General features: G+C 49.2%; 16 protein-coding genes. 7 read left to right on the top strand and 9 right to left on the bottom strand.

Going from position 1 to position 22,336, the window contains the following annotated elements:
* Positions 1–28: 28 nt before the first annotated feature.
* The 3 genes from D3H65_RS23865 to D3H65_RS23855 all read right to left on the bottom strand — a co-directional run bounded on the left by D3H65_RS23865 (position 29) and on the right by D3H65_RS23855 (position 5,790).
* Positions 29–1,123, bottom strand: a complete 1,095-nt coding sequence (locus D3H65_RS23865) for a SusE domain-containing protein (RefSeq protein ID WP_119052720.1) — start codon at positions 1,121–1,123, stop codon at positions 29–31.
* Between the two features lie 86 nt (positions 1,124–1,209).
* Positions 1,210–2,805, bottom strand: a complete 1,596-nt coding sequence (locus tag D3H65_RS23860; RefSeq protein WP_119052719.1) for a RagB/SusD family nutrient uptake outer membrane protein — start codon at positions 2,803–2,805, stop codon at positions 1,210–1,212.
* Between the two features lie 21 nt (positions 2,806–2,826).
* Positions 2,827–5,790 (bottom strand): SusC/RagA family TonB-linked outer membrane protein, encoded by a 2,964-nt coding sequence (locus D3H65_RS23855; protein WP_119052718.1) that lies wholly within the window; start codon positions 5,788–5,790, stop codon positions 2,827–2,829.
* A 39-nt stretch (positions 5,791–5,829) separates the two neighbouring features.
* Between D3H65_RS23855 and D3H65_RS23850 the strand changes: the two genes are divergently transcribed.
* A complete protein-coding gene (locus D3H65_RS23850; RefSeq protein WP_119052717.1) occupies positions 5,830–6,033 on the top strand; it encodes a hypothetical protein in 204 nt (67 codons plus the stop codon).
* A gap of 50 nt (positions 6,034–6,083) precedes the next feature.
* Here D3H65_RS23850 and D3H65_RS23845 read toward each other — a convergent pair whose 3' ends face one another.
* A complete protein-coding gene (locus D3H65_RS23845; protein WP_119052716.1) occupies positions 6,084–7,724 on the bottom strand; it encodes a DUF6377 domain-containing protein in 1,641 nt (546 codons plus the stop codon).
* Between the two features lie 126 nt (positions 7,725–7,850).
* On the opposite strand from D3H65_RS23845, the gene D3H65_RS23840 reads away from it, so the two are divergent.
* A complete protein-coding gene (locus D3H65_RS23840; protein WP_119052715.1) occupies positions 7,851–8,831 on the top strand; it encodes a GlxA family transcriptional regulator in 981 nt (326 codons plus the stop codon).
* Positions 8,832–8,871: 40 nt separating this feature from the next.
* Here the strand turns inward: D3H65_RS23840 and D3H65_RS23835 are convergent, their stop codons facing one another.
* The 4 genes from D3H65_RS23835 to D3H65_RS23820 form a co-directional block, all read right to left on the bottom strand.
* Positions 8,872–9,606 (bottom strand): hypothetical protein, encoded by a 735-nt coding sequence (locus D3H65_RS23835; protein ID WP_119052714.1) that lies wholly within the window; start codon positions 9,604–9,606, stop codon positions 8,872–8,874.
* A 245-nt stretch (positions 9,607–9,851) separates the two neighbouring features.
* Entirely contained in the window at positions 9,852–10,241 is a 390-nt protein-coding gene (locus D3H65_RS23830) for a helix-turn-helix domain-containing protein (protein ID WP_119052713.1), read from the bottom strand.
* An 89-nt stretch (positions 10,242–10,330) separates the two neighbouring features.
* On the bottom strand, positions 10,331–12,892 hold the full coding sequence (locus D3H65_RS23825; protein ID WP_119052712.1) for an ABC transporter permease: 2,562 nt from the start codon (positions 12,890–12,892) through the stop codon (positions 10,331–10,333).
* 93 nt (positions 12,893–12,985) lie between these two features.
* Positions 12,986–13,666, bottom strand: coding sequence for an ABC transporter ATP-binding protein (locus D3H65_RS23820; RefSeq protein WP_119052711.1), 681 nt, complete (start codon positions 13,664–13,666; stop codon positions 12,986–12,988).
* Between the two features lie 181 nt (positions 13,667–13,847).
* Between D3H65_RS23820 and D3H65_RS23815 the strand changes: the two genes are divergently transcribed.
* The gene (locus D3H65_RS23815; protein WP_211345540.1) at positions 13,848–14,537 is read left to right on the top strand and encodes an arylesterase; all 690 of its coding nucleotides are present in this window, start codon (positions 13,848–13,850) and stop codon (positions 14,535–14,537) included.
* Positions 14,538–14,921: 384 nt separating this feature from the next.
* Here D3H65_RS23815 and D3H65_RS23810 read toward each other — a convergent pair whose 3' ends face one another.
* Positions 14,922–15,428: an SRPBCC family protein gene (locus D3H65_RS23810; RefSeq protein WP_119054631.1), complete on the bottom strand. Its 507-nt coding sequence runs from the start codon at positions 15,426–15,428 to the stop codon at positions 14,922–14,924.
* A gap of 271 nt (positions 15,429–15,699) precedes the next feature.
* Between D3H65_RS23810 and D3H65_RS23805 the strand changes: the two genes are divergently transcribed.
* Genes D3H65_RS23805 through D3H65_RS23790 form a run of 4 tightly spaced genes read left to right on the top strand, consistent with a single transcriptional unit; the run spans position 15,700 to position 22,334 of the window.
* Positions 15,700–17,175 (top strand): DUF3375 domain-containing protein, encoded by a 1,476-nt coding sequence (locus tag D3H65_RS23805; protein WP_119052709.1) that lies wholly within the window; start codon positions 15,700–15,702, stop codon positions 17,173–17,175.
* Positions 17,172–17,753, top strand: a complete 582-nt coding sequence (locus D3H65_RS23800) for a DUF4194 domain-containing protein (protein WP_119052708.1) — start codon at positions 17,172–17,174, stop codon at positions 17,751–17,753. The genes D3H65_RS23805 and D3H65_RS23800 overlap by 4 nt, the downstream gene beginning before the upstream one ends.
* Positions 17,737–21,165 (top strand): ATP-binding protein, encoded by a 3,429-nt coding sequence (locus D3H65_RS23795; protein ID WP_119052707.1) that lies wholly within the window; start codon positions 17,737–17,739, stop codon positions 21,163–21,165. Before D3H65_RS23800 ends, D3H65_RS23795 begins: the two co-directional genes overlap by 17 nt.
* Positions 21,162–22,334 (top strand): Wadjet anti-phage system protein JetD domain-containing protein, encoded by a 1,173-nt coding sequence (locus D3H65_RS23790; protein ID WP_119052706.1) that lies wholly within the window; start codon positions 21,162–21,164, stop codon positions 22,332–22,334. Before D3H65_RS23795 ends, D3H65_RS23790 begins: the two co-directional genes overlap by 4 nt.
* Positions 22,335–22,336: the final 2 nt, after the last annotated feature.

The raw sequence follows: 22,336 nt of genomic DNA, 5'->3' as shown, positions 1-22,336 counted from the left end.
ATTTTCATAATTGGGTTATCTGATCTCATTAATTCTTATGTAGTATGTAGGTATAGTTGCCGGCGGTATGCAGGTCGAGGGTGATGGTGTAATTGCCATCTGCCGGAACGGACAGGTTGTTGAGGCCAGCGGTATAACCCAGGAAGGGGTTATCGGCATATTGCAGCTTGCCAGCGGCATCAATACCAAAATCGAGGGCCCAGGCATTGTTGGCCCTGAACTTAAAGGAGCCATTCTGTTTCATAATAGCGGTTACTTTCCATACCTGTGCGGTGGGGTCGTAACTAAGTTGGGTGTCGGTATCCCATCCGCCGGGAGAGGCATCACCTAAGATGCCCCAGGTGGTTTTAGTGGCGGTCCAGGTATTGTTGTTGAGGTTGGCGGTTAAGTAATAATAGCCGGGACCTGGCACGGATAAGCCAGCTGCTGCGCCATCAGTATTGAAGGTGCCACTGCCACCATCGCCATAATTGGTGTGGTTCCAATCAGGAGCATTGGTGTATTTGAAATATTGTACACCGCTGCCTGTAATATTTACATATCCTTCATAGAGACCGGCCCGGCCTGCTACGGGCGCCAGTTGTGGCGCAGCGCCGGGATTCCATCCCTGGTAATCTCCGGGCACATACAAGCTAAGGCCGTAGGAGGTGATCTGCAGTGTGCGGGTGTTGGAATACACAGGAGGTACGGTGGATTCGGCGCCGTTGTATTGGTTTACGCTGGCTTTGATCCTTACGGCGATACTGTTGGCCATGCCGGGTGTAAGGCCCATTCCATTCAAGAGGTTGTTGAGGTCTTTCACTATAAAAGCATACTTCAGTGATTTGGTATCGATGGTGAAGGTTTTTGCTTTAGCCCAGTTGTTGGCGGTATCTGCAGGCGTGGCTAATTGCAGGATATAGCTAACGGCAGCTTGTTTGCCAAAGGCAGCAACAGACCACTGAAAGGTGATAGCGGTATCATTTTCTTTGGCGGGTGTCAATACCACAGTGGTGGCAGAAGCCTTTAAGGCATTTGTGGTAAAGGTACCTGGCTGCAGGTTGAACTGCTCTCCATCTTTTTTGCAGGAGAACAGGGAAAAGGCTGCTGCGAGGATGAGAATATAATTGGTTATTGTGCGCATACAATCGTGTTTTTGAATTATGAGTCCGGAAGAAAGACAGGCTTCGACCAAGGTGAGCCGCCCTTGAAGGGCGACCCACCTTTTACTCAGTATCCGGTATTTTGTTTCAGGTTGGGGTTGGCAATGGTTTCGGCGGCGGGGATCGGGAATAAAGCAAAATGTGCATCGACGCCGGCACCATTTTTCACACCTCCTTTCCAGGGCCACAGGTAGGTGTTGCCGGTAAATTGTCCATAGCGGATCAGGTCGGTCCTTCGGGACCCTTCCCAATACAATTCGCGCATGCGTTCATTCAAAATATCATTTACGGTGATGGCGCCTACATTTCCGCTTGTATTTCCATAAGCTCTTGTGCGCAGGAGGTTGAAGTATTCCAATGCCCTTGCGTTAGTGCCGCCGCTGCCGCCACGCAGTACGGCTTCGGCGTAGATAAGGTACATTTCTCCCAGGCGAAATAAAGGAAAGTCGATGCTGCACAATACACCATTGGGAGAAGGAGGGATGGCTCCCCCGGAAGTGATGTTGTTGAATTTATACACGCTCAGGCCATCATTGAAGACGATGACGTCATTCACCTCCAGGTTGCCGGGACCAAATAGGGCGCGCTTATCTGCATTGCCACTGTAGTCGCCAAAAACAGTGGGCAGGTTTTTAGTGCTGCGGTTGCCGAGCCAGCCACCTCCAGGAATGCCATGGGCCTGGTTATCGGCAGGATTGGTGCCATGAGCAGAACAGGTGAGGAAAGTGGTGCCTCCGTAATTCTGTGAGTTGGTAGCATCAAAGGCGATGGGCAAAATGACTTCGGGATTGTTCTTGTCATTGTCGCTCATGAAGAGGGTCTTGTAGCCAGGCTTGAGGGTGTAGCCAGCTTCTATTACTTTGCTCGCCCAGGTAATGGCTTCTGTGTTACGATCGGTTCCTGTATACACTTTTGCATTGAGGTAGAGACGGGCCAGGAGGGCCCAGGCTGCTCCCCTATCTGCGCGGGCATATTCGTTTTGACGAGGCGCCACGAGATCGGGATCAATGGCCTTCAGCTCTGATTCTATATAGGTGAAGAGATTGGCCCGGGTGATCTGTTTGGGTATGTATTTGCCAATAGGGTCGGCTTCTGTAACGAAGGGAGGATTGCCAAAGAGGTCCATCAATACCCAGTATTGAAAGGCCCTGAGGAAACGTGCTTCGGCACGGAAGTGACGTATTTCGGCGGCTTCATTTTCTTTGAATCCTCTTGCTGTTAATTTCTCGTCGGTGGACTCACGAATGAATTCATTGCACACGGTGATCTGGTAAAGGCTTCTGGCATATGCGGCATTGATGAACACGTTGGAGGAGGTCCAGTTGATGTTGTGAAAGGAGAGCAGGAGTGGATCGTTCCAGGCGCAGAGGGCTTCATCGGTGGTAAGTTCCTGCAGGTTCCACCAGGCACGAATGAAGTCGGTAGTACCGGCGTCGCTGATACCGGCAATGTTTACATCAGATACGCCCACGCCACTGCTGCTCACGAGGGAATAAGAACCATATACTTTGGCAAGCACCTGCTTGTAGCCGGTGAAGTTGCTGTATTGTTTTTCGGAGGTGTTGGCATTTAAAGGCTGCAGGTTGAGGTCCTTGTGGCAGGCTGTGAGCAGGCTGACTGCCATGAACAGTGCTGCGGTATATAGATTGACATGTTTTTTCATAATCGCAATGTTTAATGATCACTAAAATTGAAGGCTGGCTCCGAGTACGAAAGTGCGTGGCCGCGGATAGATGGTATTGTCTATACCGCCATATATCTCGGGATCGAGGCCTTTGTATTTGGTGATGGTGAATACGTTCTGACAATTGGCGGTGATGCGCAGGCCCACTTTGTCATTCATAATTCTTCCCAGGTTATAGGCCAGGCCCAGATTGTCCATTTTGAGGAAGGAAGCATTCTGAATGTAATAATCAGACTGATTCTGACCGTTGGTGAATCCGGTATTGTAAATATCATTGAGGCTGTTGGCCAGGTATCCCAGGGGATTCAGGACATTTGATTTGACGGCGCCGGTAGTAATACCATTGTACATGTAGTTGCCGATATTGGCACGCAGTACGGTACTCAATGCCCATTTGCCATAGGTAAACTGGCTGGAAAAGCCCAGTATGAATTTGGGGAAGGGGGATTTATACCGGTACAGGTCTTTTTGGTTGATGATGCCATCGTCGTTGAGGTCGGCATAAACACCTTCCACGGGCCGGCCTTTCAGGTATTGCTGGTGATACACGTAGAAGGCGTTGGCCTGGTATCCTACGGAGTTGATCTGTATAAAGCCATTGCCGGTTAAGGTGCCGGGATAAGTAGAATCTTTGGTGGCGGTGAGGTTGGTGATCTCATTCTCATTGTAAGCAGCATTGAAGCTCACATCCCAACTGTACCGGCTGTTTTTGATCACGGTGGCATTGATAGCGAGTTCTATTCCTTTATTCTCTACATTACCCACATTGGTCAAAATGGTGCTGCTGAAATTGGAGCCTGCAGGAATGGGTATGGTATTGAGCAGGTCTTTTGTCTTCTTGAAGTAGACATCGATACTACCGTTGATGCGGTTGTTGAGAATGCCATAGTCGATGCCTGCATTGTAACTGGCTGTTTGTTCCCATTTGATGCTGGCATCGTAAGCGGCGGGAGTGCCCATGCTGTACCACTCGTTGCCAAACTGTACCAGGGAGCCATTGCCACTTAAAGAATAAATGGACTGGTAAGGATAGTTATAAATACCATCCTGGTTGCCGGTAACGCCATAACTCAGGCGCAGTTTCAGATCGGACAGGGCCTGTACATTTTGCAGGAAGGGTTCTCTGCTCATTTGCCAGGTGAGGGCCACGGAAGGGAAGGTACCCCAGCGTGTGTCGGGCGAAAAGCGGGAGGAGCCATCTGTACGAATGGAGGCTGCCAGGATGTACTTGTTGTTGTAGGTATAGATCAAACGGCCATAATAAGAGATGAGGGTATTCTCGGGTTTGTCGAGTAGGAACAATGGTTTAGTGCCGGGAATGGTATCTCCGTTGGCCCGCAGGGCAGGATAATTGTCGTTGGTGGACAAATTATTGTAATAGCCATACCCTGCTGTTGCATTGATATTGCTTTTGATCTGCTTCAGGTCTTTGGTGTAGTTGAGGTAGAACTCTCCTACTTTATTGTTGATCTTATTGGAGTATTTGTTGCGCTGTCCGCCATCGAGGAAGTTCTGGGCGGCAAAGGCGGGCACATCTGTTTGCCCTTCTCCTTTCGCTATATCATAACCAAGGTTGAGGTTGGCATGTAGCTCGGGCAGGAAATGGAATTTGTAATCGAACTGGACGTTGCCGTAACTCCGGTACACGTTGCTGGTATTGTTATACAGCTCCAGCAGGGCCACGGGATTGCGGGGGGCCAGTTTATTTAAGGTGATGGCGCCGGAACCGGGATCTACAGAAGCCCATTCAAAGTAGTTGCCGTAGGGAGAAGTGGCGTGAACGGGTTGTGTAGGATCGAAGTAGACGGCTGAACTGATGGCGGCGCCATTGGCAAAGCGGGCTTTGTTGTAAGCGCCTTTGATGTTGATGTCTATTTTGAGGTGATCATCCAACAAACGTGGGCTGATGGCGATGCCTCCTGAAAAACGCTGGAGGTGATCGGTCCTCAACAGACCCTGCTGGTCGAGGTAACCTACAGACACACGGTATGGCGTGTTTTTGTAGGCACCGGCCATGCTGAGGTTGTTGTCGGTACTGATGGCTGTTTGAAATATCTCATCCTGCCAGTTGGTATTGGCGGTGCCGAGCAAAGACTTATAGGTATGGACATTGTCGTAGGTGCCTCCGCCCAGAGAGTCTACATATTTGCGGAAGGCGGCGGCGGATTGCACGTCCATCTTCTTAGCGCGGGTGGCAGCAGAAACCTGTGTGGTGAAGTTAAATACGGGCGCCCCGCTGGTGCCCTTTTTGGTGGTGATGATGATGACGCCATTGGAAGCCCGGGACCCATAGATGGCGGTGGCGGCGGCATCTTTCAGCACGGTAAAAGAGGCAATATCATTGGGATTGATGAGGCTAAGGGAATTGGAAGCACCATATATATTGTTGCCACTAAGGGGTACGCCATCGATCACGATGAGAGGATCGTTGCTGGCATTGAGGGAGGCGCCGCCGCGAATGCGGATCACACTGCCTGCCCCGGGAGCACCGCTGTTGGAGGTAACGGACACACCGGCCACTTTGCCGGCAATCAGTTGCTCGGGGGTAGTAATGCTGCCCTGCTGAAAATCTTTGGCGGTGACGGTAGCCACGGAGCCGGTGAGCTCTTTGCGGCGCTGGGTACCATAACCGATGACCACTACATCATTGAGGGCCCCGGCTGAGGGGGTGAGGGTGATGGCCAGGTTGGCCCTGGCTTTTACCTGTAAGGTATCGTACCCTACGTAGGAGAATACCAGGAGGGCATTGTCGGCTACGGCGAGGGTAAAATTGCCCTTAGGATCGGTGACGGTCCCTTTTTCTGAGCCGGCAATTTTAATGGAGACGGAAGGGAGGGGCTCTCCTTTTTCGTTTTTTACGGAGCCGGATACCTGTACGGAGGGTTGCTGTGCTTTTGCCTGGAACAGGGCCAAACTGCCGATGCAAAGAAGCAATAGCATTTTGGGGAGGCTGGATAGATTCATAATGACAAGTTGAATTGAGCGTTTAAGCAATCAGTTAAAATGAGCAAGGAGACAATTGAGATGATAAAGGAACAATGGGAGGAAAGCAACACCAAGTTTTATAAGGGCAATGGAAATAAAAATCAGGAAATGACGGGATTGGAAGGGAGGGAGGCATTGAGGGACAGCGGCTTACAAAGCATTAAAGTTATTTTATATAGAATGATTTGGGAAGGGGAAATGGCTACCAGAGGCAAGTGGTAAGTGGCGAGTGGGTTATCCCCAAGGGGCAGAATGATATGATGCCTGACAGGTTATAATGTCTTTATCTGCATGATCCGGTCTTCGAATTCGTCGCCGGGGATGAGGGCTTTGTTCTTGATCCGGGATTTGTAGGAATAGATGGTCTTAACGGAGTATTCGAGGATGCGGGCGATCTTTTCGGGATCGGCCACGCCCATCCGCATGAGGGCAAAGATGCGGAGATCGGTATTGAGGAGTTCGCCATCCCGAAGGCCGATTTTTTCTTCCTGGCGCAGGAGGGCGTTGACCTCCTGCACAAAATTGGGAAAGAGTTTGAGGAAGATCTTGTCGAAACTAAGGAGTAGCTCTTCTTTTTCTTTGCGGGCGTCTATTTTATTCAGGAAGAATTTGATGTCTTCGTATCTGCGCTCCTGTAGCTTCTGTTCGATGGTGGTCTTTATTTTATCGAGTTTGTTGTAAAATTCGGAGTCCATATTAAAGAAGTAGCCAATGTATTCTTCTTTGATCTTGTTGGCTTCCTGGAGTTTTTCATTTACTTCTTCCAGACGGCTATTGGATTCCTGCAGCTGCTGGTTGATGACGTGCTGGGCGGCGTTGGCGGCGGTCAAGGCCTGTTGGGTAAGTTTTAGTTTTTTCACCTGCCGCAGGATGATCCAGGTAAGGACTACGAGGGCCAGCACGAGGATGGTGACGACGATGGCATATTTGGCCAGGAGGCTTTTCTGGGCTTCGATGCCGTTGATGCGCTCACTTTCTATCAGGGGCAGGATGGAACTGGCCTGCACCTTGCGTTGACGGGCGCCGTAAAATTCGGCATTGGCGATGGCGCTTTCGATACACATGGCTGCATGCCTGAGATCGCCTTTTTTGTAGAGAAGTTCAGCCAGGTGAAAGATGGCGACGGTCTCTTTGGTGCATGTTTTGATATCGGCCACGGTGGCTTGCACCAGGAGGTCGATGGCTTTGTCGATATCGCCATTCTGCAGGTAAATGGCGCTTAGGGTGGAAGCAGTGAGAGCCAGCTGGTGATAGCCCAGGTCGGGCTTAACCATGAGCTGATCGAAAAAGGTGGCGGCCTCTTTCTTGTTTCCTTTCTTGAAATATTTCAGTCCACTGTAATAAATGTGTTCGAAGGAGCCGGGGATGTAAAAAGCCAGGGCGGAGTCGAGGTATTTGTTGCCTTTGATATCATAGTCTACGGAATGGTAATGATCGTTGGCATAGCCGGCGAGGTCATAGTAATACCTCCCCCATAAGGTGTAATATTCTCCTTTCAGGGAATCGGGTATGGGCTGGCTGGCCAGGGAGGCGAGGGAATCGCCGGTTTCTTTGTACAAGCCGGTGGACAGGAGAATGAAGCTCAATTTTATTTGGGCAGCTACCCTGTAGGAGGCGTTATTCATCTCCCTGGCTATTTTAACCAGGCGGATGGCATATCCGTAGGCAGAGTCGTAATTGAATATTTTATAAGCCTCATAAATTTTCTCATGCCGGTCGAAGAGCACGGCCAATGGCTGACCGGGTGCATGCAGGGATTGTCTCAACTGGTCAATCTCTTTGAGCCGGGCCTCATCATAACTGGCGGTTTGCCGGATGGCTTTGCTGAGCTCGGTTAATAAGCTATCGTTGTTGGCCCATGCCCCCTGTGCGCAGGCGGCCAGCAATATAAAAATGAACAGCAGTTTTTTCATAATGGTGAAGCTTACTTCATTACCCTATTGCAGCAAATCTATTTAATATATTCAAAAAAAGGGCTGAAAGCGACTTTGTGACGGAAGGATGATGCGAGCCTACTCCTGAAATCTTATTTTTAAAGGATGAAACACATTTCTGTTCTGATCCCTGAGGGAGATATTAGCCTGAGCAATGTGGAGGGGGTACATCACATCTTCTCGGAAGTGAATAAAGCTTATGTAAGAGCAGGAAAGGGGCCTCTGTTCTATTTTCAATTGGTGGGCAGGCAGCGGAGCCACTTTATGAAAGAAAACTTCTTCAGCATCCATCCCAACTTTTTGATAACTGAAGATTTCAAGACAGACCTGTTGATCATACCGGCGCTGCACGGGGATATTTTTAAAAGTGTGGAAAGGAACAAGGAGCTGATCCCCTGGATCGTGGACCAGTATAACAGAGGGGCTGAGGTGATGAGCCTTTGCACAGGAGCCTTTTTACTGGGAGCAACGGGATTGTTATCGGGGCGGAGTTGTGCCACGCATTGGATACATGTGAATGAGTTCAGGGAAATGTTTCCCGAAGTGGTGGTGGTAGATGATAAGATCATGACGGATGAGAGCGGTATTTATACCAGCGGGGCTGCCTACTCGTATCTCAACCTCATCCTGTACTATATTGAAAAATATGCGAACAGGGATATTGCGATCCTGATCGCCAAAATATTTGCACTGGATATCGGACGTACGAGTCAATCGCAGTTCATCATATTCCAGGGATACAAGCACCACAATGATGAAAGTGTATTGAAGGCACAGGAATACATAGAAAGTAATTACCAGCAAAAGATCAGTGTAGATGAGTTGGCCACACATGTATCGCTGGGCAGGAGGAATTTCGAACGCCGGTTTAAAACGGCCACTTCCAATTCTGTTTTTGAATATATGCAACGGGTAAAGGTAGAGGCGGCCAAGAAGCAATTGGAAGCAGGCAGTAAAACGGTGAATGAGGTGATGTATGAAACGGGATATACGGACGTGAAAGCCTTCAGGGATGTATTTAAAAAAGTAGTGGGCATGTCGCCCGGAGAATACCGGCATAAGTATACGCGGGATGTAACGGTGTAAAGCATGAAAAAGAGGGAGGGTGCCCCTCTGCATACCATCGCTATTTTATTAACAGCGGAGCTTCCTGCTGCAGGCTTTGGGCCATCTGGCTTTCCTGGTACCAGCAGTTAAAAGCTTTTTCAAAGAGGTCGAATATCTTATTAATAATGTGGAGTGCATTTTCTGTCTCATGTTTGCTGGGCACATAATTATTATAGGCCGCGCTCTCGTGACCGGCATCGGTCTTATCCATCGCATGATTGGCTTCTGAATGGGCATGAAGCTGGCCAAAGTACTCCAACTCATCCTGCCGGCCCATGGTGTGCACCAATTCAAATACAGGTTCATTAAAACATTCGAAAGTGGCTTCCAACGCTTCAATAATGATGAGTTTATAGAATGGCAATGGAAATTGCCGGGCTATATGGATGGTTTCGTATACTACGTCCCGTACGCTGCTGTAATTGTCGGACCAGGTTTGTTGGAACATACTGAGGCCCGATTGTTCCAGGAACTGCCTTCCATAGCTGATGCGTTCGAGGTCTTTTAAATACCATTGCCAGTGATAGGAATCTTCTTCGCAATGTACGTTGACGCTTTGCTGCATGGGGTCGGCACTTTTCTCGTCTTTCAGTTTGTTGAGGATATCCTTGAACCCCATGACGAAAAATAGCATGGCCGGGGTGAAGCTCAACCGGGATTCCTGGGGAAGGGAGGTATTTCCGATCATGACGCAAAGGGGTGACTGGCGCAGTTGCTGTTTACGGATCTCCAGTGTCTGGATAATTTGTAACATGGCTGTTAAGTTTGTATGGATTAATGGTGCTGCGGGGTAGTTGCACAGCTTATCGCAAACAAACTACAACATCCACCTGCGTAGCCAATGGCCCCAGTGACTGAAAGGGCCATAACGATAGCTGATATGGCAGGGATCATAGTTAAATAAAAGTCGCGCAGGCCCCACTTTTCAGCATGATCGCTAAACAACAAATGGAGTCAGATAGACTCCACTTGTTTTATTGAAAGCCGACGATAACAAGTTTATTGCAATACAGGTGTTCTTAGTTGCTCGTGTTGTTTTATTAGTTGTGCCCTGTATTGGGATGGGGTAACGCCTTCAAAAGCCCTGAACCATTTGGTAAAGTTGGAAGGATCGTAGGTGAGCAAGCGGGCCACCTCTGCTACGGAATAGTTGGCATCCTGCAGGAAGTGTTTGGCTATGGTGAGCAGCTTTTGTTCATAGTAATAACAAGGATGTTTGCCGGTATGTTCTTTGATCACATTGCTAAAGTGACCGGGATGAATGAAGAGTTGTTTGGCAAAATCCCTCAGTTCCCACATGGTATCTGCCCTGCCTTCGATGATGTCTTTTAAATGTTCATCGATGAGGGTGAGGTAGTTTTGAAATATTTCTTCATTACGGCTGATCATATTGCTGCCTTTATATAATTAACGTAATAGCGGCTTTTTTGTTCGCGCAGGCCGCTGCGATTGCTCAAAGCCAATTGGCCATTAACCAGTTACACCTCTCTTCGCAATACTTCCAGGGGTGGCCTGTTGACCACGCTGCGGCTGTTGAAAATGCCAATCAGGATGGTGAGTGCTGATATAGCAAAGAACAGGATGACAATGGGCCACCAGTCGGGCGAAAAGGGTGTTTTAAAACTGTAGCGCGCCAATGCCCAGCTACCTACTAAAGACAATAAAATGCCGGTAGCAGCTGCGAGGGCGCCCAAAAAGAAATATTCGAGGGCGGTGATGACGAGTATTTGCCGCCGGCTGGCGCCGAGGGTGCGCAGCAGCACACTTTCCTGCATGCGCTGGTATTTACTGATGAGCACGGAAGCAATGAGCACGATGAGACCGGTAATAATGCTGAAGCCTGCCATGAATCGGATCACAAAACCAATCTGGCTAAGCACATCATCGAGTACTTTCAAGATGAGGTGAAGGTCGATGATGGAAATATTGGGATAGCTGCGCACCACGGCCTGCTGAAAACGGGCGGATACCTCCGGAGAAGGCACGCGGGTAATAAGCACATGGAACTGGGGGGCGGGCTCCAACACGCCGGGCGGAAAGACTACGCGGAAATTGGTTTGCACACGCTGCCAATCTACGGTGCGCATACTTCCCACCACGGTGGGCACCAAGGCGCCCTGCACATTGAAGAGGATGCTATCGCCCATTTTTACATTGATGCGCTTTGCATATTGCTCTTCCATAGAAATGGGCACTACCACACCGGGATATTTAACGGGGCCGGAGAGTTTGCCGCTGGTCAGTTTTTCGGAGTCGGTCAATGAATCGCGGTAGGTGACGCGGAACTCCCATTCGAAGGCCCTTTCGGATATTTTGGAAGTGGTATCTTTTTTTACATCGGCTGCGGTCTTGCCATTGATGGCCTCAATGCGCATGGTAACGATGGGCACCTGCTGAATGATGGGCAACTGGTAATTCTTTGCCAGGGCTGCTACGGAATCTTTCTGGCTGCTTTGGATATCGAACAATACCATATTGGGCTGGCCACCACTACCGGTGAGGGTAACGCGGTTGATAAGCATGCTTTGAATGAAATACAAGGTGCTTATGAACAGGGCGCCCAATCCAATGGTGGTAATGAGTATGAGGGTTTGGTTGTTGGGGCGATAGAGGTTGGCAAAGCCTTGTCGCCAGAGGTAACTCCAGGAGGTAGGGAAAAAGCGGCGTACCAGCCACATCAGTAATCTTGCGATACCGGCCAGCACGAGGAAGGCGGTAAGGATACTGACGGTAAACACGATGGCCTGTACCCAACTGTGCACCTGCCACCAGGTAAATACGATAATGAAAGCGAGGATGAGCAGGTAGACGAGCCATTTGAGGGGATCGCGGAAGAACTTAACAGGTTCAAAGGATAAACGCAAGGTATAAAGGGGGGATACATTGCGCACGGAAAGCAGGGGCAATAAACCAAAGAGTGCAGCAATGATGGCGCCCAGGGCAATCCCTTTGCCTATAGAAGGCCAGGAGATGCCGGCTGTGATCTCAATGGGCAGGAAATCTTTCAACACAGCAGGAAGTACCTGTTGGATGAGGGTACCCACTACAGCGCCCAATATAGAACCAATGATACCGATACCAACGATCTGGATAAGGTAGATCAGGAATGCCTGTCCGGAGTTTACTCCCAGGCACCGGAGTATGGCGATGGAACTGATCTTTTCGCGTATATAAATATGAATAGCACTGGCCACACCAATACAGCCCAGCAGGAGGGCGATAAAACTAATGAGGGTCAGAAATTCATTGACATCTTCAAAGGAGCGGCCGGTATTACTTTTACGCTCTTCCACGGTATCATAATCGAGGCCGGCTTTTTCCAGTCGTGGTTCTATGGCGGTCACTACTTTGGCGACCTCTGCCGGTTGTTTGTATTTATAATAGAAGTTGACGCCTACACGGCTGCCTTTTTGTACGAGGCCTGTTTGTTCCAGGTATTTGAGGGGAATGTACACAGGTGGCGCCACGGTGGTGGACAGCCCTGTGCGGCCGGGGGCTTTGTTGAGCACGCCTGCAATGGCAAAAGACACTTCTCCTATCTGGATGGAATCTCCCACCTGGGCATTGAATTGCAGCATGAGGGTTTTATCGACCAGGGCTTGTTGCTGTAAACGGAATCCTTTGCCTGCGGCCGCGGGCGTAGTTTCCAGGGCGCCATAATAGGGGAAATCGCCTTGCAGGGCACGGACCTGTACGAGACGGGTACCCTGGCTTTTGACAAAATAGATCATGGAGGCGAACGTGCGTTCTTCGGAGCGCTGATCGCCCAATGAATCCAATAAGGTCCTGATCTTAGGGCCTACGGGTTTATTGCTTGCTATTACAAGATCGGCGCCTACGAGGGTCTGCGCCTGGGCGTCGATGTCCTTACGTACATTATCGCCCAATGAAAAAGTGGCGACGAGGGCAGCGATGCCCAATACGATGGATGATACAAAGAGAAAGAGACGGGAACGGTTGCGGCGACTATCGCGCCAGGCCATGAGGAAGAGCCACCGGAGGTTGAGTTTCTTTTTGTAGACGAACCTTTCTCTGTCCATTAATTATGTTTCAGGATTTTGACGATTGCTTGTGTTGATATCCGCCTGCGTTAACATCAGCTGCAGGCTACCGATTTCTTTGCTGTGTGCTTCTTAATTGCTGTCATCGCTCACGAGGTGACCGCCTTTGATCTTAATGATGCGTTTTGTTTGGGCGGCCAGTTCGAGGTTGTGGGTAACGATGACGAGGGTGGTACCTGCCTCCTTGTTCAATTCAAACAGGAGTTTAATGACCTTATCGCTGGTTTCGGCATCGAGGTTGCCGGTAGGCTCATCGGCAAACAATATGCGGGGATTATTGGAAAAAGCGCGGGCCAGGGAAACACGCTGTTGTTCGCCACCGGACAATTGCATGGGGTAATGGTGTACCCTATCGGCCAGGCCTACTTTGTCCAGGAGCTCGATGGCGCGGGGGCGGATGTTCTTTTCGCCTCTTAATTCGAGGGGCACCATCACATTTTCCAGGGCGGTAAGGGTGGGCAGTAACTGGAAGTTTTGGAATATGAATCCCACATAGCGGTTGCGCACCTGCGCACGTTCGTCCTCGCTCAATTCGTTGAGGCGAATGTTGTTGAGCTCAACAGCGCCATCGCTGGCGCGGTCGAGGCCGGCGCAAAGGCCCAGCAGGGTTGTCTTTCCGCTGCCGGAAGGGCCGACGATAGACATGGTGGAACCTGCTTCGACTGAAAAGTTAATGTCATTGAGCACATGTAGGGTGTGACCGCCACCCTGGTAAGTTTTGCTTAAATTCCGTATATTCAGAATAGTCTCCATAAGTTTGTTTATATAGTCGTATCAACAGGATTTATATTACTGTTGCCGGTTGAGTAAATTACAGGCATCGTTATTGAGTGACATGTACAGACAGTTTCCGATTCTGAAAATACACCAATAAACGAACATACGAGAAGGGTACATGTTTAAGAGAATCCTAATTCGGACAACAAATTATTATATGTTGAAATTATTGCTGATAAGCGGTCTTACGTGTATGCTGGCCTTAAGTGCGTGTAAGGACAAACCCGCTGCGGAAAAATCTACTGATGCTACTACAGCCAAAACACCGGAGGCAGGTGCTGCTGCGGTGACGGATTCTGCCAAACATATTGTATTCTTTGGCAATAGTCTGACGGCCGGTTATGGACTGGACCCTACAGAAGCATTCCCGGCAGTAATACAGGCCAAGATAGACTCTTTGCATTTACCTTATAAAGTAGTCAATGCGGGACTGAGTGGTGAAACAACTGCCGGGGGCAAGGGCCGGATCGATTGGTTGTTGCAGCAGCCGGTAGATGTATTTGTGCTGGAGCTGGGTGGTAATGACGGGCTGCGTGGGATACCGGTAAGTGAGACAGGAAAGAACCTCCAGGAAATCATCGATCGGGTGAAAGCAAAATACCCGCAGGCGAAGATCCTGCTGGCGGGCATGCAGGTGCCGCCGAATATGGGCAGCAAATATGCAGGTGAGTTCAGGGCGGTATTCAAAATGCTGGCAGATAAGAACAATGTTCCGCTGGTGCCTTTCCTGCTGGAAGGGGTGGGCGGTGTGCCGGAACTGAACCAGGCTGATGGCATTCACCCTACGGCCAAGGGGGCGGTGATCGTAGCAGAAAATGTGTGGAAAGTTTTGAAGGGATTGCTTTGATCTTATGCCATAATAGCAGTATATTTATATCAATAAAAAGTATTCTTTTCTTTTAATTATATGGCTCATCATCTCACCTATTACGGCTTCCCTGGATTGGGTCATTGCGACGCCTTCTATCGCTCTGCAAGAGCCTTCTGAGCTTTTCACTTTACTTTCAGTTTACTTCAAGTTTGCTTCAAGTTTACTTCCGGTTTACCCGACAGTGGGCTGATCCGCGGCTGGTATACGGTTGATACACGGCTGATCCCCGGCTGATCGGGACTGTAGCTGCTGCTGGTATGCCGGGCTTGAGCGGAGGAGATTTCCGCCAAACTGGCAGCGTATTTTATTGATCTGGATCTCCCCAAAAGTGGGGTTAAGGCAAACATTTGTAGGTACGGATCATGCGGTAATACCTTTCTTGTGGGTAGCCGATACGTTGGGATTTTGGTCGGGTACGAGCTGTAATTGGATACCATGTTCCAGGAAGGCTTTCAACCCGGCCAGTACAAGGGTCCAGCCTTCTGTTTGTCCCACGATAATTTTTATGAGTTCTTTGGTGCCGGGGTCCCATCCTTTCTCTTCGACCTGCACATAGGTGGCATTACTACCCCAGGCGGTAAAACTAATATTGACGGTAGTGGGCAAACCATCGGGGCCTGGCCAGGTGAAAAAGATCAGTTTGTCTTGGATGATAGCGTGTGCGGTGACCTCGGAACTTGCATCGTAATCATCCCAATACCAGGTAACAGGCTTTCCGGTCTCAAGCCGGCCGGAGCCACGGCTGTACCAGAACTGTGAAGTAATGTTGGGATCAATAAAAGCCTCAAACACTGCTGCTGCTGGTTTGCGGATGAGCATGGAGGCTTTGGCAGCTGGCTCGGCGATGATTATTGCAGGATCGGTCATAAGGATGGTATTTAAAGATTTTACATAAAAAACCAGACCTGTAAGGCTGGAAATGTTATTGTTTTGGGCAAACCTGAGGCTTGTCAATGAGCGTCACCAGCCGGATGCTAGCCACTGGCTCCCGAAACCTTTCGGTTACAAATATAGGGAAACCGGTTGGTTACCCAATTATTTTTTCTTTCCCCACCGGGAACAGCATAAAATCCACATTTGGGGAGGGGTGATCGCTGAGCCGAATACATGCTTAGATTTGCCACTACACCAATTGTGAATGACGCATCCGTTTTTTACTTACCAGAAGTTTATTAAGGATACTGTGACGCTGAAATTGTTGCGAACGGGCAATGCTTCATTGATCCTCAGCTTCTTACATACTGCCTTCAGAGACGCCGACAAAATCTACATCAGCAGCGGGGACCTGATGGGTCACCTGGCCAATTACCTGCAGGAAATCGATTATACAGATGCGGACCAGGAAACAGCGGTCCGGGAGCTGGGTTATTCTTACGAAGACAGGGCGCGCAGTTATATCAACCGCTGGACAGATGAGGCTTACCTGCACAATTTTATTGACGATGGCAGCAAGCAAGTGATGTATCAATTGAGCCGGCATACGGCCAAAGCCTTCCAGGTATATGACCTCTTGCAGGAGCGGGAATTTGTGGGGACGGAAAGCAAGTTTGAAGACCTGTTCCAAAAGCTGGAGGCACTGGTGACGAATAGCAATAGCAATCCTGATGAGCGCATATTGGTATTGGAGAAAGAAAAGAAGGAGCTGCAACAACAGATCAATGAAATAAAACGAAGCAATACGGCCACCACTTTTGAAGGCTACCAGGTGAAGAGCCGGTGGGAAGAGATCGTGCGGTTGAGCAATGAATTGACGGGGGACTTCAAAGAAGTAGAAGATAATTTCAAGAATATATACCGGCAGATCAGCCTGGAACATGCGGATGCGAAGCTGACGAAGGGGCAACTGCTGAAGCTGACCTTTGATGCACTGGATGAACTACGGAATAATGATCAGGGGAAGAGTTTTTATGCTTTCTGGATGTTCCTGATGAATGATGAAAAGCAGGAGGAACTGAACCTGCTAACGGATGCGGTGTACCGGGTATTGGAAACGCACCAGGTAACCACTGAGCACCAGAGCCTGCGCAAGCTGAAGACGAGGCTGCATTATGCGGCCAAAAAGGTATTGGACACAAATGAACTGCTGGGCTATAAACTGAGCCGGATCGTAGCGGAGAAGGAACAGGCGGACAGGCGGGCTTTAAAAGAAACCCTGCAACAGGTGTTCCAGATGGCTATTCAGCGTATTGAAAAACCGGTAGCTGAAAGGGCTTTTTATATTACGGTTGATGACCGGCCTGAGATCAAAATGCCGCTGGAAAGAAAGCCTGGAGAGAAACCGGTGGAGAGCAAGTTTGGCACGGCGCCCAAGGAAGCAGTGATGCAATTGGACGCGGCCAGCGCACTGACGGGATTGTATAGTGATGAAATGATCGACAAAGGGGTGTTGCTGAAAAATATACAGTCGATGTTGAAGAAGCAATCGCAGGTGAGTCTGAAGCAGGTAGTGGAAGCCTACCCGCTGAAAAAGGGATTGGCTGAATTGCTGGCGTATATTACGTTGATACAGCAGTATGACAAACATGCTGTGAGTGAAGAGGCCACGGAGGACATCCTGTTTGATGCATTACAGAAAAAACATTTACGCTTACCGCAAATTATATTCAATAAATGAGTGTGACATTGTTGCCCTATGCCAAGGCGATCGTGCAATTGTTGCGCGGTCCGGTGTACAGTGAGGACCAGGAATACTGGAGTCTCCTGTTGAAATACCAGCTGGAGATCACGCAACATTTCAACGGGCTGGGACTGGATACGGTGATCCAGAAGGAGGATGGCTATGCTTTTATCCGGCAAATTGAACTGGATGACCGGGGAAGCACGATTGGCCTGGTGAGCCGGCGGCCATTGACGTATGAAGTGAGCCTGTTGTGTGTGCTGCTGCGCAAGCTGCTGGATGACTTTGAGATCAGTAATACGGAGAATAAGCGCTTTTACCTGAAGCGGAAGCAATTGCGGGCGGAACTGGAAACTTTCTTCAAAGAAAAGAGCAATAAAGTAAAGCTGCTGAAGGACCTGGATAGTTATATCAACCAGGTGCTTGACCTGGGTTATATCAAGGTAACGGATAGTGATGAACAATACCGGGACGAAGATACGTTTGAGGTGCGCACGATCATCAAGGCGCGGTTTAGCAATGACGTATGCCTGGATTTTTTAAATCAACTGAAAGAAGATGTTAAGTCTGTTTAGTACGGATAGCAGTAAGGCGGGGTTCCGGATGCATAAGATGCAGTTGTACAACTGGGGCACTTTTGATGGCTCCATTTATACGATCAGTCCGGAAAGTGAGAACAGTCTGCTCACAGGGGCCAATGGCAGTGGTAAGACGACGCTGGTGCATGCGATGCTGACGCTATTGGCGGCAGAACGCCGGATGCGCTCTTTTAACCAGAGTGCGGAGGGCAAGACGAAAAATGAACGGAGCGAGGAAAGCTATGTGCTGGGGGAATATGGAGAAGAAACGGACAGTGATACAGGTATACAAACGGCGCAGCGGCTACGGAATGATAAAACGAAGACGTATTCGATTGTACTGGGCACTTTCAAGAATGAAGATCGTTTTGTAACGCTGGTGCAGTGCCGGTGGTTCAGTGGTACTGAATTAAAGAAGAGCTTTATCATTGCACATGCGGAATTGAATATACAGGAAGATTTCAAGCATTTCGATGCGCAGGGTAACTGGAAGAAGGTATTGCGGCAGCGGTTTCCCAAACGTGGCAGCAAGGACCTGATCGAGTTTTTTGACGGGCCAAAGGAATACAGTCAGAAGGTGCGGCATTATTTCGGGATGCGTAGTGAGAAGGCGCAGATGTTGTTTAACCAAACAATCAGTCTGAAGATATTGGGCAGCCTGGATGATTTCATCCGCAACCAGATGCTGGAAGAGAATGATATGGAGCAGGAGTTCATCAACCTGAAGGAACAATTTCAGACGCTGAGTGATACGCATACAGCTATCGAAAAAACGGTGAAGCAGATAGAGCTGCTGCAACCGGTGCAGGAGTTGCACCTGAAAGAGCAGGAGTTGAGGAAGCAAGCTGACTATTACGAGAGCCTTCAACAGATACAACCCTATTATTTCGCCACATTGGAAAGCAAATTGCTGACGGATGTGATCGAAGAAGCCAACGGGCAGCTGGCCACAGCCAAAAAGAAAAAGCAGGAACTGGAGCAACATATTGCCAATACGGATGAACGGGAACGGAAGATAGACAGTGATATCCGCAACAGTGATATTGGCCGGCAGATAGCGGAACTGGAAAACCAGCTTCGCCAACTGGAAGTAAAAAAAGGGCAGCAACAGGACCAAAGCGATAAGCTGAATGAATGGTTGCGGACGGCCGGTTATGGTGTAAATCCTTCCAAGCTGGAGCTGGAACGCTACCAGGAGAAGGCTGTTCAACAGCAGGGCGTGCTGGAGAACGAGCTGGCGATTGCCCGGCGCAACCTGTTTAAGATGGAGAATGTATTGCTGGTACAGCAACAGGAATATGATCAGCTTGAAAAGGAGATCGAGGTGTTGCGCCAGCAGAAGAACAATATTACGGGCCGGGTAGCGCAGATACGGGCTGAGGTATTGGAGCATTGCGGCGCTTCGGCGGATGAGATCCCTTTTATCGGGGAGCTGATCCAGGTATTGCCGGAGGAAAGCAAATGGGAGCCTGCCCTGGAAAACCTGCTGCGTGGTTTTGCGCTCCGTATGATCATCCCTACGAAGTATTACCAGCAGGCCACCAGCTTTATCAATGAAAATAACCTGCGTGGGCGTATTGTATATCATCACTATCATAAGGATGAGGGGCTGGGGCGGATGATGAAGGCCGATAAGGAAAGTATTTTGCATAAGCTGGAGATCAAAGAAGATTCGATCTATGGCAACTGGGTGTATGAGCAATTGCTCCAGTCTTATAATTATGCTGCGGTACAGAATGTAAAGCAATTACAACAATACGACCGGGCGATTACGGTGCAGGGGCTTACGAAGAATAAGCACCGGCATGAAAAGAATGACAGCCCGGATGTTAAACGTCCTCAGCAGTATGTATTGGGCTGGGATAATACAGCCAAGATCAAATCGCTGGTGAAGGATCTTGCGGAGACAGAAAAGCAAATTGATGAAAGCAAGCGGCAGGTAAAGAAGCTGGAAGGAACGATCAGGGAGCTGGAACAAAAGCAACAGGTAATTGGCCAGGTATTGGCGGTGAAGGATTTTGAGGCGATCGATTGGAAGACGACCAGCAATACGATACAGCAAGTGACCAAGCAGTTGCAGGACCTGCAAAAGGGCAATAAGGCGCTTGATGCCTTGCGCAAACAACAGCAAGTGCTTCGGGAAGAGTTGCGGCAACTGAAGCAGGAAAATGAAGCACTGACAGAAAGGATGGGTGGGATGAAGAAGGAAGTGGAGGCCTGGAATCTTTCGGCCCAGCGCTCGGAAGATATCCAACGGCGGTATGGAGCCTCCGATGTGCAACAGTACCTGCCATTGATCGAAAGTTATGTAAAGGAAGAAATAGACTATACGATTGACCTGGATGTGCTGGAAAAGGTACAAAACCAGGTCCGCACGGGCATTCGCAAGAAGGTAGATGTGTATAGTGGTGATGTAAACAATACTGTACGTCAGCTGGAACAGGCGATGCGGAAGTTCAAGAACCCGGATCAGGCTGCTTTGCATCAGCAATTCCCGGACTGGAAGAACAGCACTTTTACGCTGAGCGACAGCGCAGAATTTGTGGCAGAGTATATTGTACTGCTGCACAAGTTGCAACAGGAGGAGCTGAAAGAACAACAGCAGCGGTTTAAGAAGTACCTCAATGAGGAGATGATCAACCGGATGAGCAGTTTCAAGGAAAACCTGGATGCTGAGGCGGCCAAGATCAAGGATAATATTGGTAAGCTGAACCAGGCTTTGAAAGCCATTACTTACCGTCAGAACCCACAAACGTTTATACAACTTGACTGCAAGGAAGACCTGAACCAGCAGATCAAGGATTTCAAATACCAGCTTAACAACTGGAAGCCCAACCTGGCTGAATACCAGCGTACGCAGGATGACAGTATCCTCGAGAACAGTTTTGTGAAGATCAAAACTTTGCTGGATGACCTGACGAAACAGGAGACCTGGCGCCGGGAGGTATTGGATGTACGAAACTGGCTGAAGTTTACGGCCAAGGAGATCAAAGCAGCAGACAAGGTAACGGTGCACAGAAGTTATACGGGTACAGAAAAATTAAGTGGGGGTGAGCAGGCGCAGCTTACGTACACGATCCTGGGATCGGCGATCGCGCACCAGTTTGGCATTCACAGTGATGGCTATGAAACGCGTTCTTTCCGGTTCATTTGTGTGGATGAGGCGTTCAGCCGGCAGGATGAAGAGAAAGCGCGTTACCTGATGGACCTTTGCCGGCAGCTGCACCTGCAACTGATGGTGGTATCACCTGCCAAAGCCGATGAGGTAAAGATCGTTGAGCCTTATATTTCGAAAGTGCACTTTGTATATCGCCGGAATCACCGGGACAGTGTGGTGTATGATATGAGCATTATGCAGTTTCAGGAAAACAGGGCAAAGTATATGGGTAAGAAACAGGTGGAGGCGTGATCACGCCGCAGGAAATAGGCGGCAAGGCATTGCGCAAGTATGGTGACTACCTGCGTAGTTTAATACAGGGCAGTTCTTTTTTCCCGCTACATATTCGTGCAGATAAAAAGGCTCCGGCCGATTTTGGGCTGCGCCACAAGGCGCTGGAGGCTTTAATTAGCCATTCCAAGGACAGAACAGGCTTTGGATACAGTCTTGGCTATCGAAAAGTGGTAACCCGCCAGCATGGTGAACAAGATGAGGTGGAGGTGGTCCGGTTCAACACAGAAGAAGATTACTTACGCTTTCTTAATAAGGAGATCGAAGCTGCGGAATTTAAAGATGGGCTTGGCCAATTACTCGCCTGGCAACCGACCCTGAAAGATTGGCTGTTGCAACAACCCCCGGATACGCTGTTGCAATACCAGCCTGCCTGGAAAGGCATTTGTGGGGTAGTGGATTATTTATTGACACATGATGTAAGGAATCTTTACCTCCGCACATTACAGGTGCCTGTACATACCAAATTTATCCAACGATACAAAGCTGTTATTTTTTCGCTGCTACAGTTTTTGCAGCCAGCAAGGTTTGGGAATGAAGGGCATACTTTGGAAGAAGCGCTGGGCCTGCGAAAGAAGCCGCACCTGTTTGCGCTTCGGTGGCTGGATCTGGCAATGGCCGAACAATTCAGCGCAGGTATGGAAGTTTTTGGCGTGAGTGTGGATTATTTAAAACAAGTGGCCTGGCCGGTGAAGCAGATCATATTGGTGGAGAATGAGACGAATTTGTATTTATTGCCAGAGATGGCAGGTTCTATGGCGCTGGTAAGTGCCGGAGGGGCACTGCACTTGTTAAAGGATATTCCGTTGTTTCGGAATACACAACTGTATTACTGGGGTGACCTGGACGAAAAGGGTTTTACCATGCTGCGGGACGTACGATTGTATTACCCGCATGTTATTAGTGTACTGATGGATGAAGCAGTAGTCATGCATCACCAATTGGAAATGGACACTCAACCGCACCGATACCGGGAGCATGATCTATCGGTATTAACAGGCAGTGAAAAGAGAGCCTTCTCTCTATTATCGGCTAATAATGGCAGGATTGAGCAAGAGAAGCTGGATCAGCACTATATGCAGGAATGCCTTGCAAAGATGCCGGAGGCGAACTCTACCGGTACAGAATGATC

Origin of the sequence: Paraflavitalea soli (assembly GCF_003555545.1) — a bacterium.
In the GTDB taxonomy this organism is placed as follows: domain Bacteria; phylum Bacteroidota; class Bacteroidia; order Chitinophagales; family Chitinophagaceae; genus Paraflavitalea; species Paraflavitalea soli.
The sequence above is the reverse complement of the archived record's forward strand: the minus strand, read 5'-3'. Positions and strand labels throughout refer to the sequence as shown.

Bases quoted from the DNA above. Each gene is read 5' to 3' on its own strand.
- D3H65_RS23835 (WP_119052714.1), bottom strand. From the start codon at position 9,606: ATGTTACAAATTATCCAGACACTGGAGATCCGTAAACAGCAACTGCGC.
- D3H65_RS23850 (WP_119052717.1), top strand. From the start codon at position 5,830: ATGAGCAAGGAGACAATTGAGATGATAAAGGAACAATGGGAGGAAAGC.
- D3H65_RS23795 (WP_119052707.1), top strand. From the start codon at position 17,737: ATGTTAAGTCTGTTTAGTACGGATAGCAGTAAGGCGGGGTTCCGGATG.
- D3H65_RS23840 (WP_119052715.1), top strand. From the start codon at position 7,851: ATGAAACACATTTCTGTTCTGATCCCTGAGGGAGATATTAGCCTGAGC.
- D3H65_RS23815 (WP_211345540.1), top strand. From the start codon at position 13,848: ATGTTGAAATTATTGCTGATAAGCGGTCTTACGTGTATGCTGGCCTTA.
- D3H65_RS23830 (WP_119052713.1), bottom strand. From the start codon at position 10,241: ATGATCAGCCGTAATGAAGAAATATTTCAAAACTACCTCACCCTCATC.
- D3H65_RS23805 (WP_119052709.1), top strand. From the start codon at position 15,700: ATGACGCATCCGTTTTTTACTTACCAGAAGTTTATTAAGGATACTGTG.
- D3H65_RS23855 (WP_119052718.1), bottom strand. From the start codon at position 5,790: ATGAATCTATCCAGCCTCCCCAAAATGCTATTGCTTCTTTGCATCGGC.
- D3H65_RS23845 (WP_119052716.1), bottom strand. From the start codon at position 7,724: ATGAAAAAACTGCTGTTCATTTTTATATTGCTGGCCGCCTGCGCACAG.
- D3H65_RS23810 (WP_119054631.1), bottom strand. From the start codon at position 15,428: ATGACCGATCCTGCAATAATCATCGCCGAGCCAGCTGCCAAAGCCTCC.
- D3H65_RS23865 (WP_119052720.1), bottom strand. From the start codon at position 1,123: ATGCGCACAATAACCAATTATATTCTCATCCTCGCAGCAGCCTTTTCC.
- D3H65_RS23800 (WP_119052708.1), top strand. From the start codon at position 17,172: ATGAGTGTGACATTGTTGCCCTATGCCAAGGCGATCGTGCAATTGTTG.
- D3H65_RS23860 (WP_119052719.1), bottom strand. From the start codon at position 2,805: ATGAAAAAACATGTCAATCTATATACCGCAGCACTGTTCATGGCAGTC.
- D3H65_RS23820 (WP_119052711.1), bottom strand. From the start codon at position 13,666: ATGGAGACTATTCTGAATATACGGAATTTAAGCAAAACTTACCAGGGT.
- D3H65_RS23825 (WP_119052712.1), bottom strand. From the start codon at position 12,892: ATGGACAGAGAAAGGTTCGTCTACAAAAAGAAACTCAACCTCCGGTGG.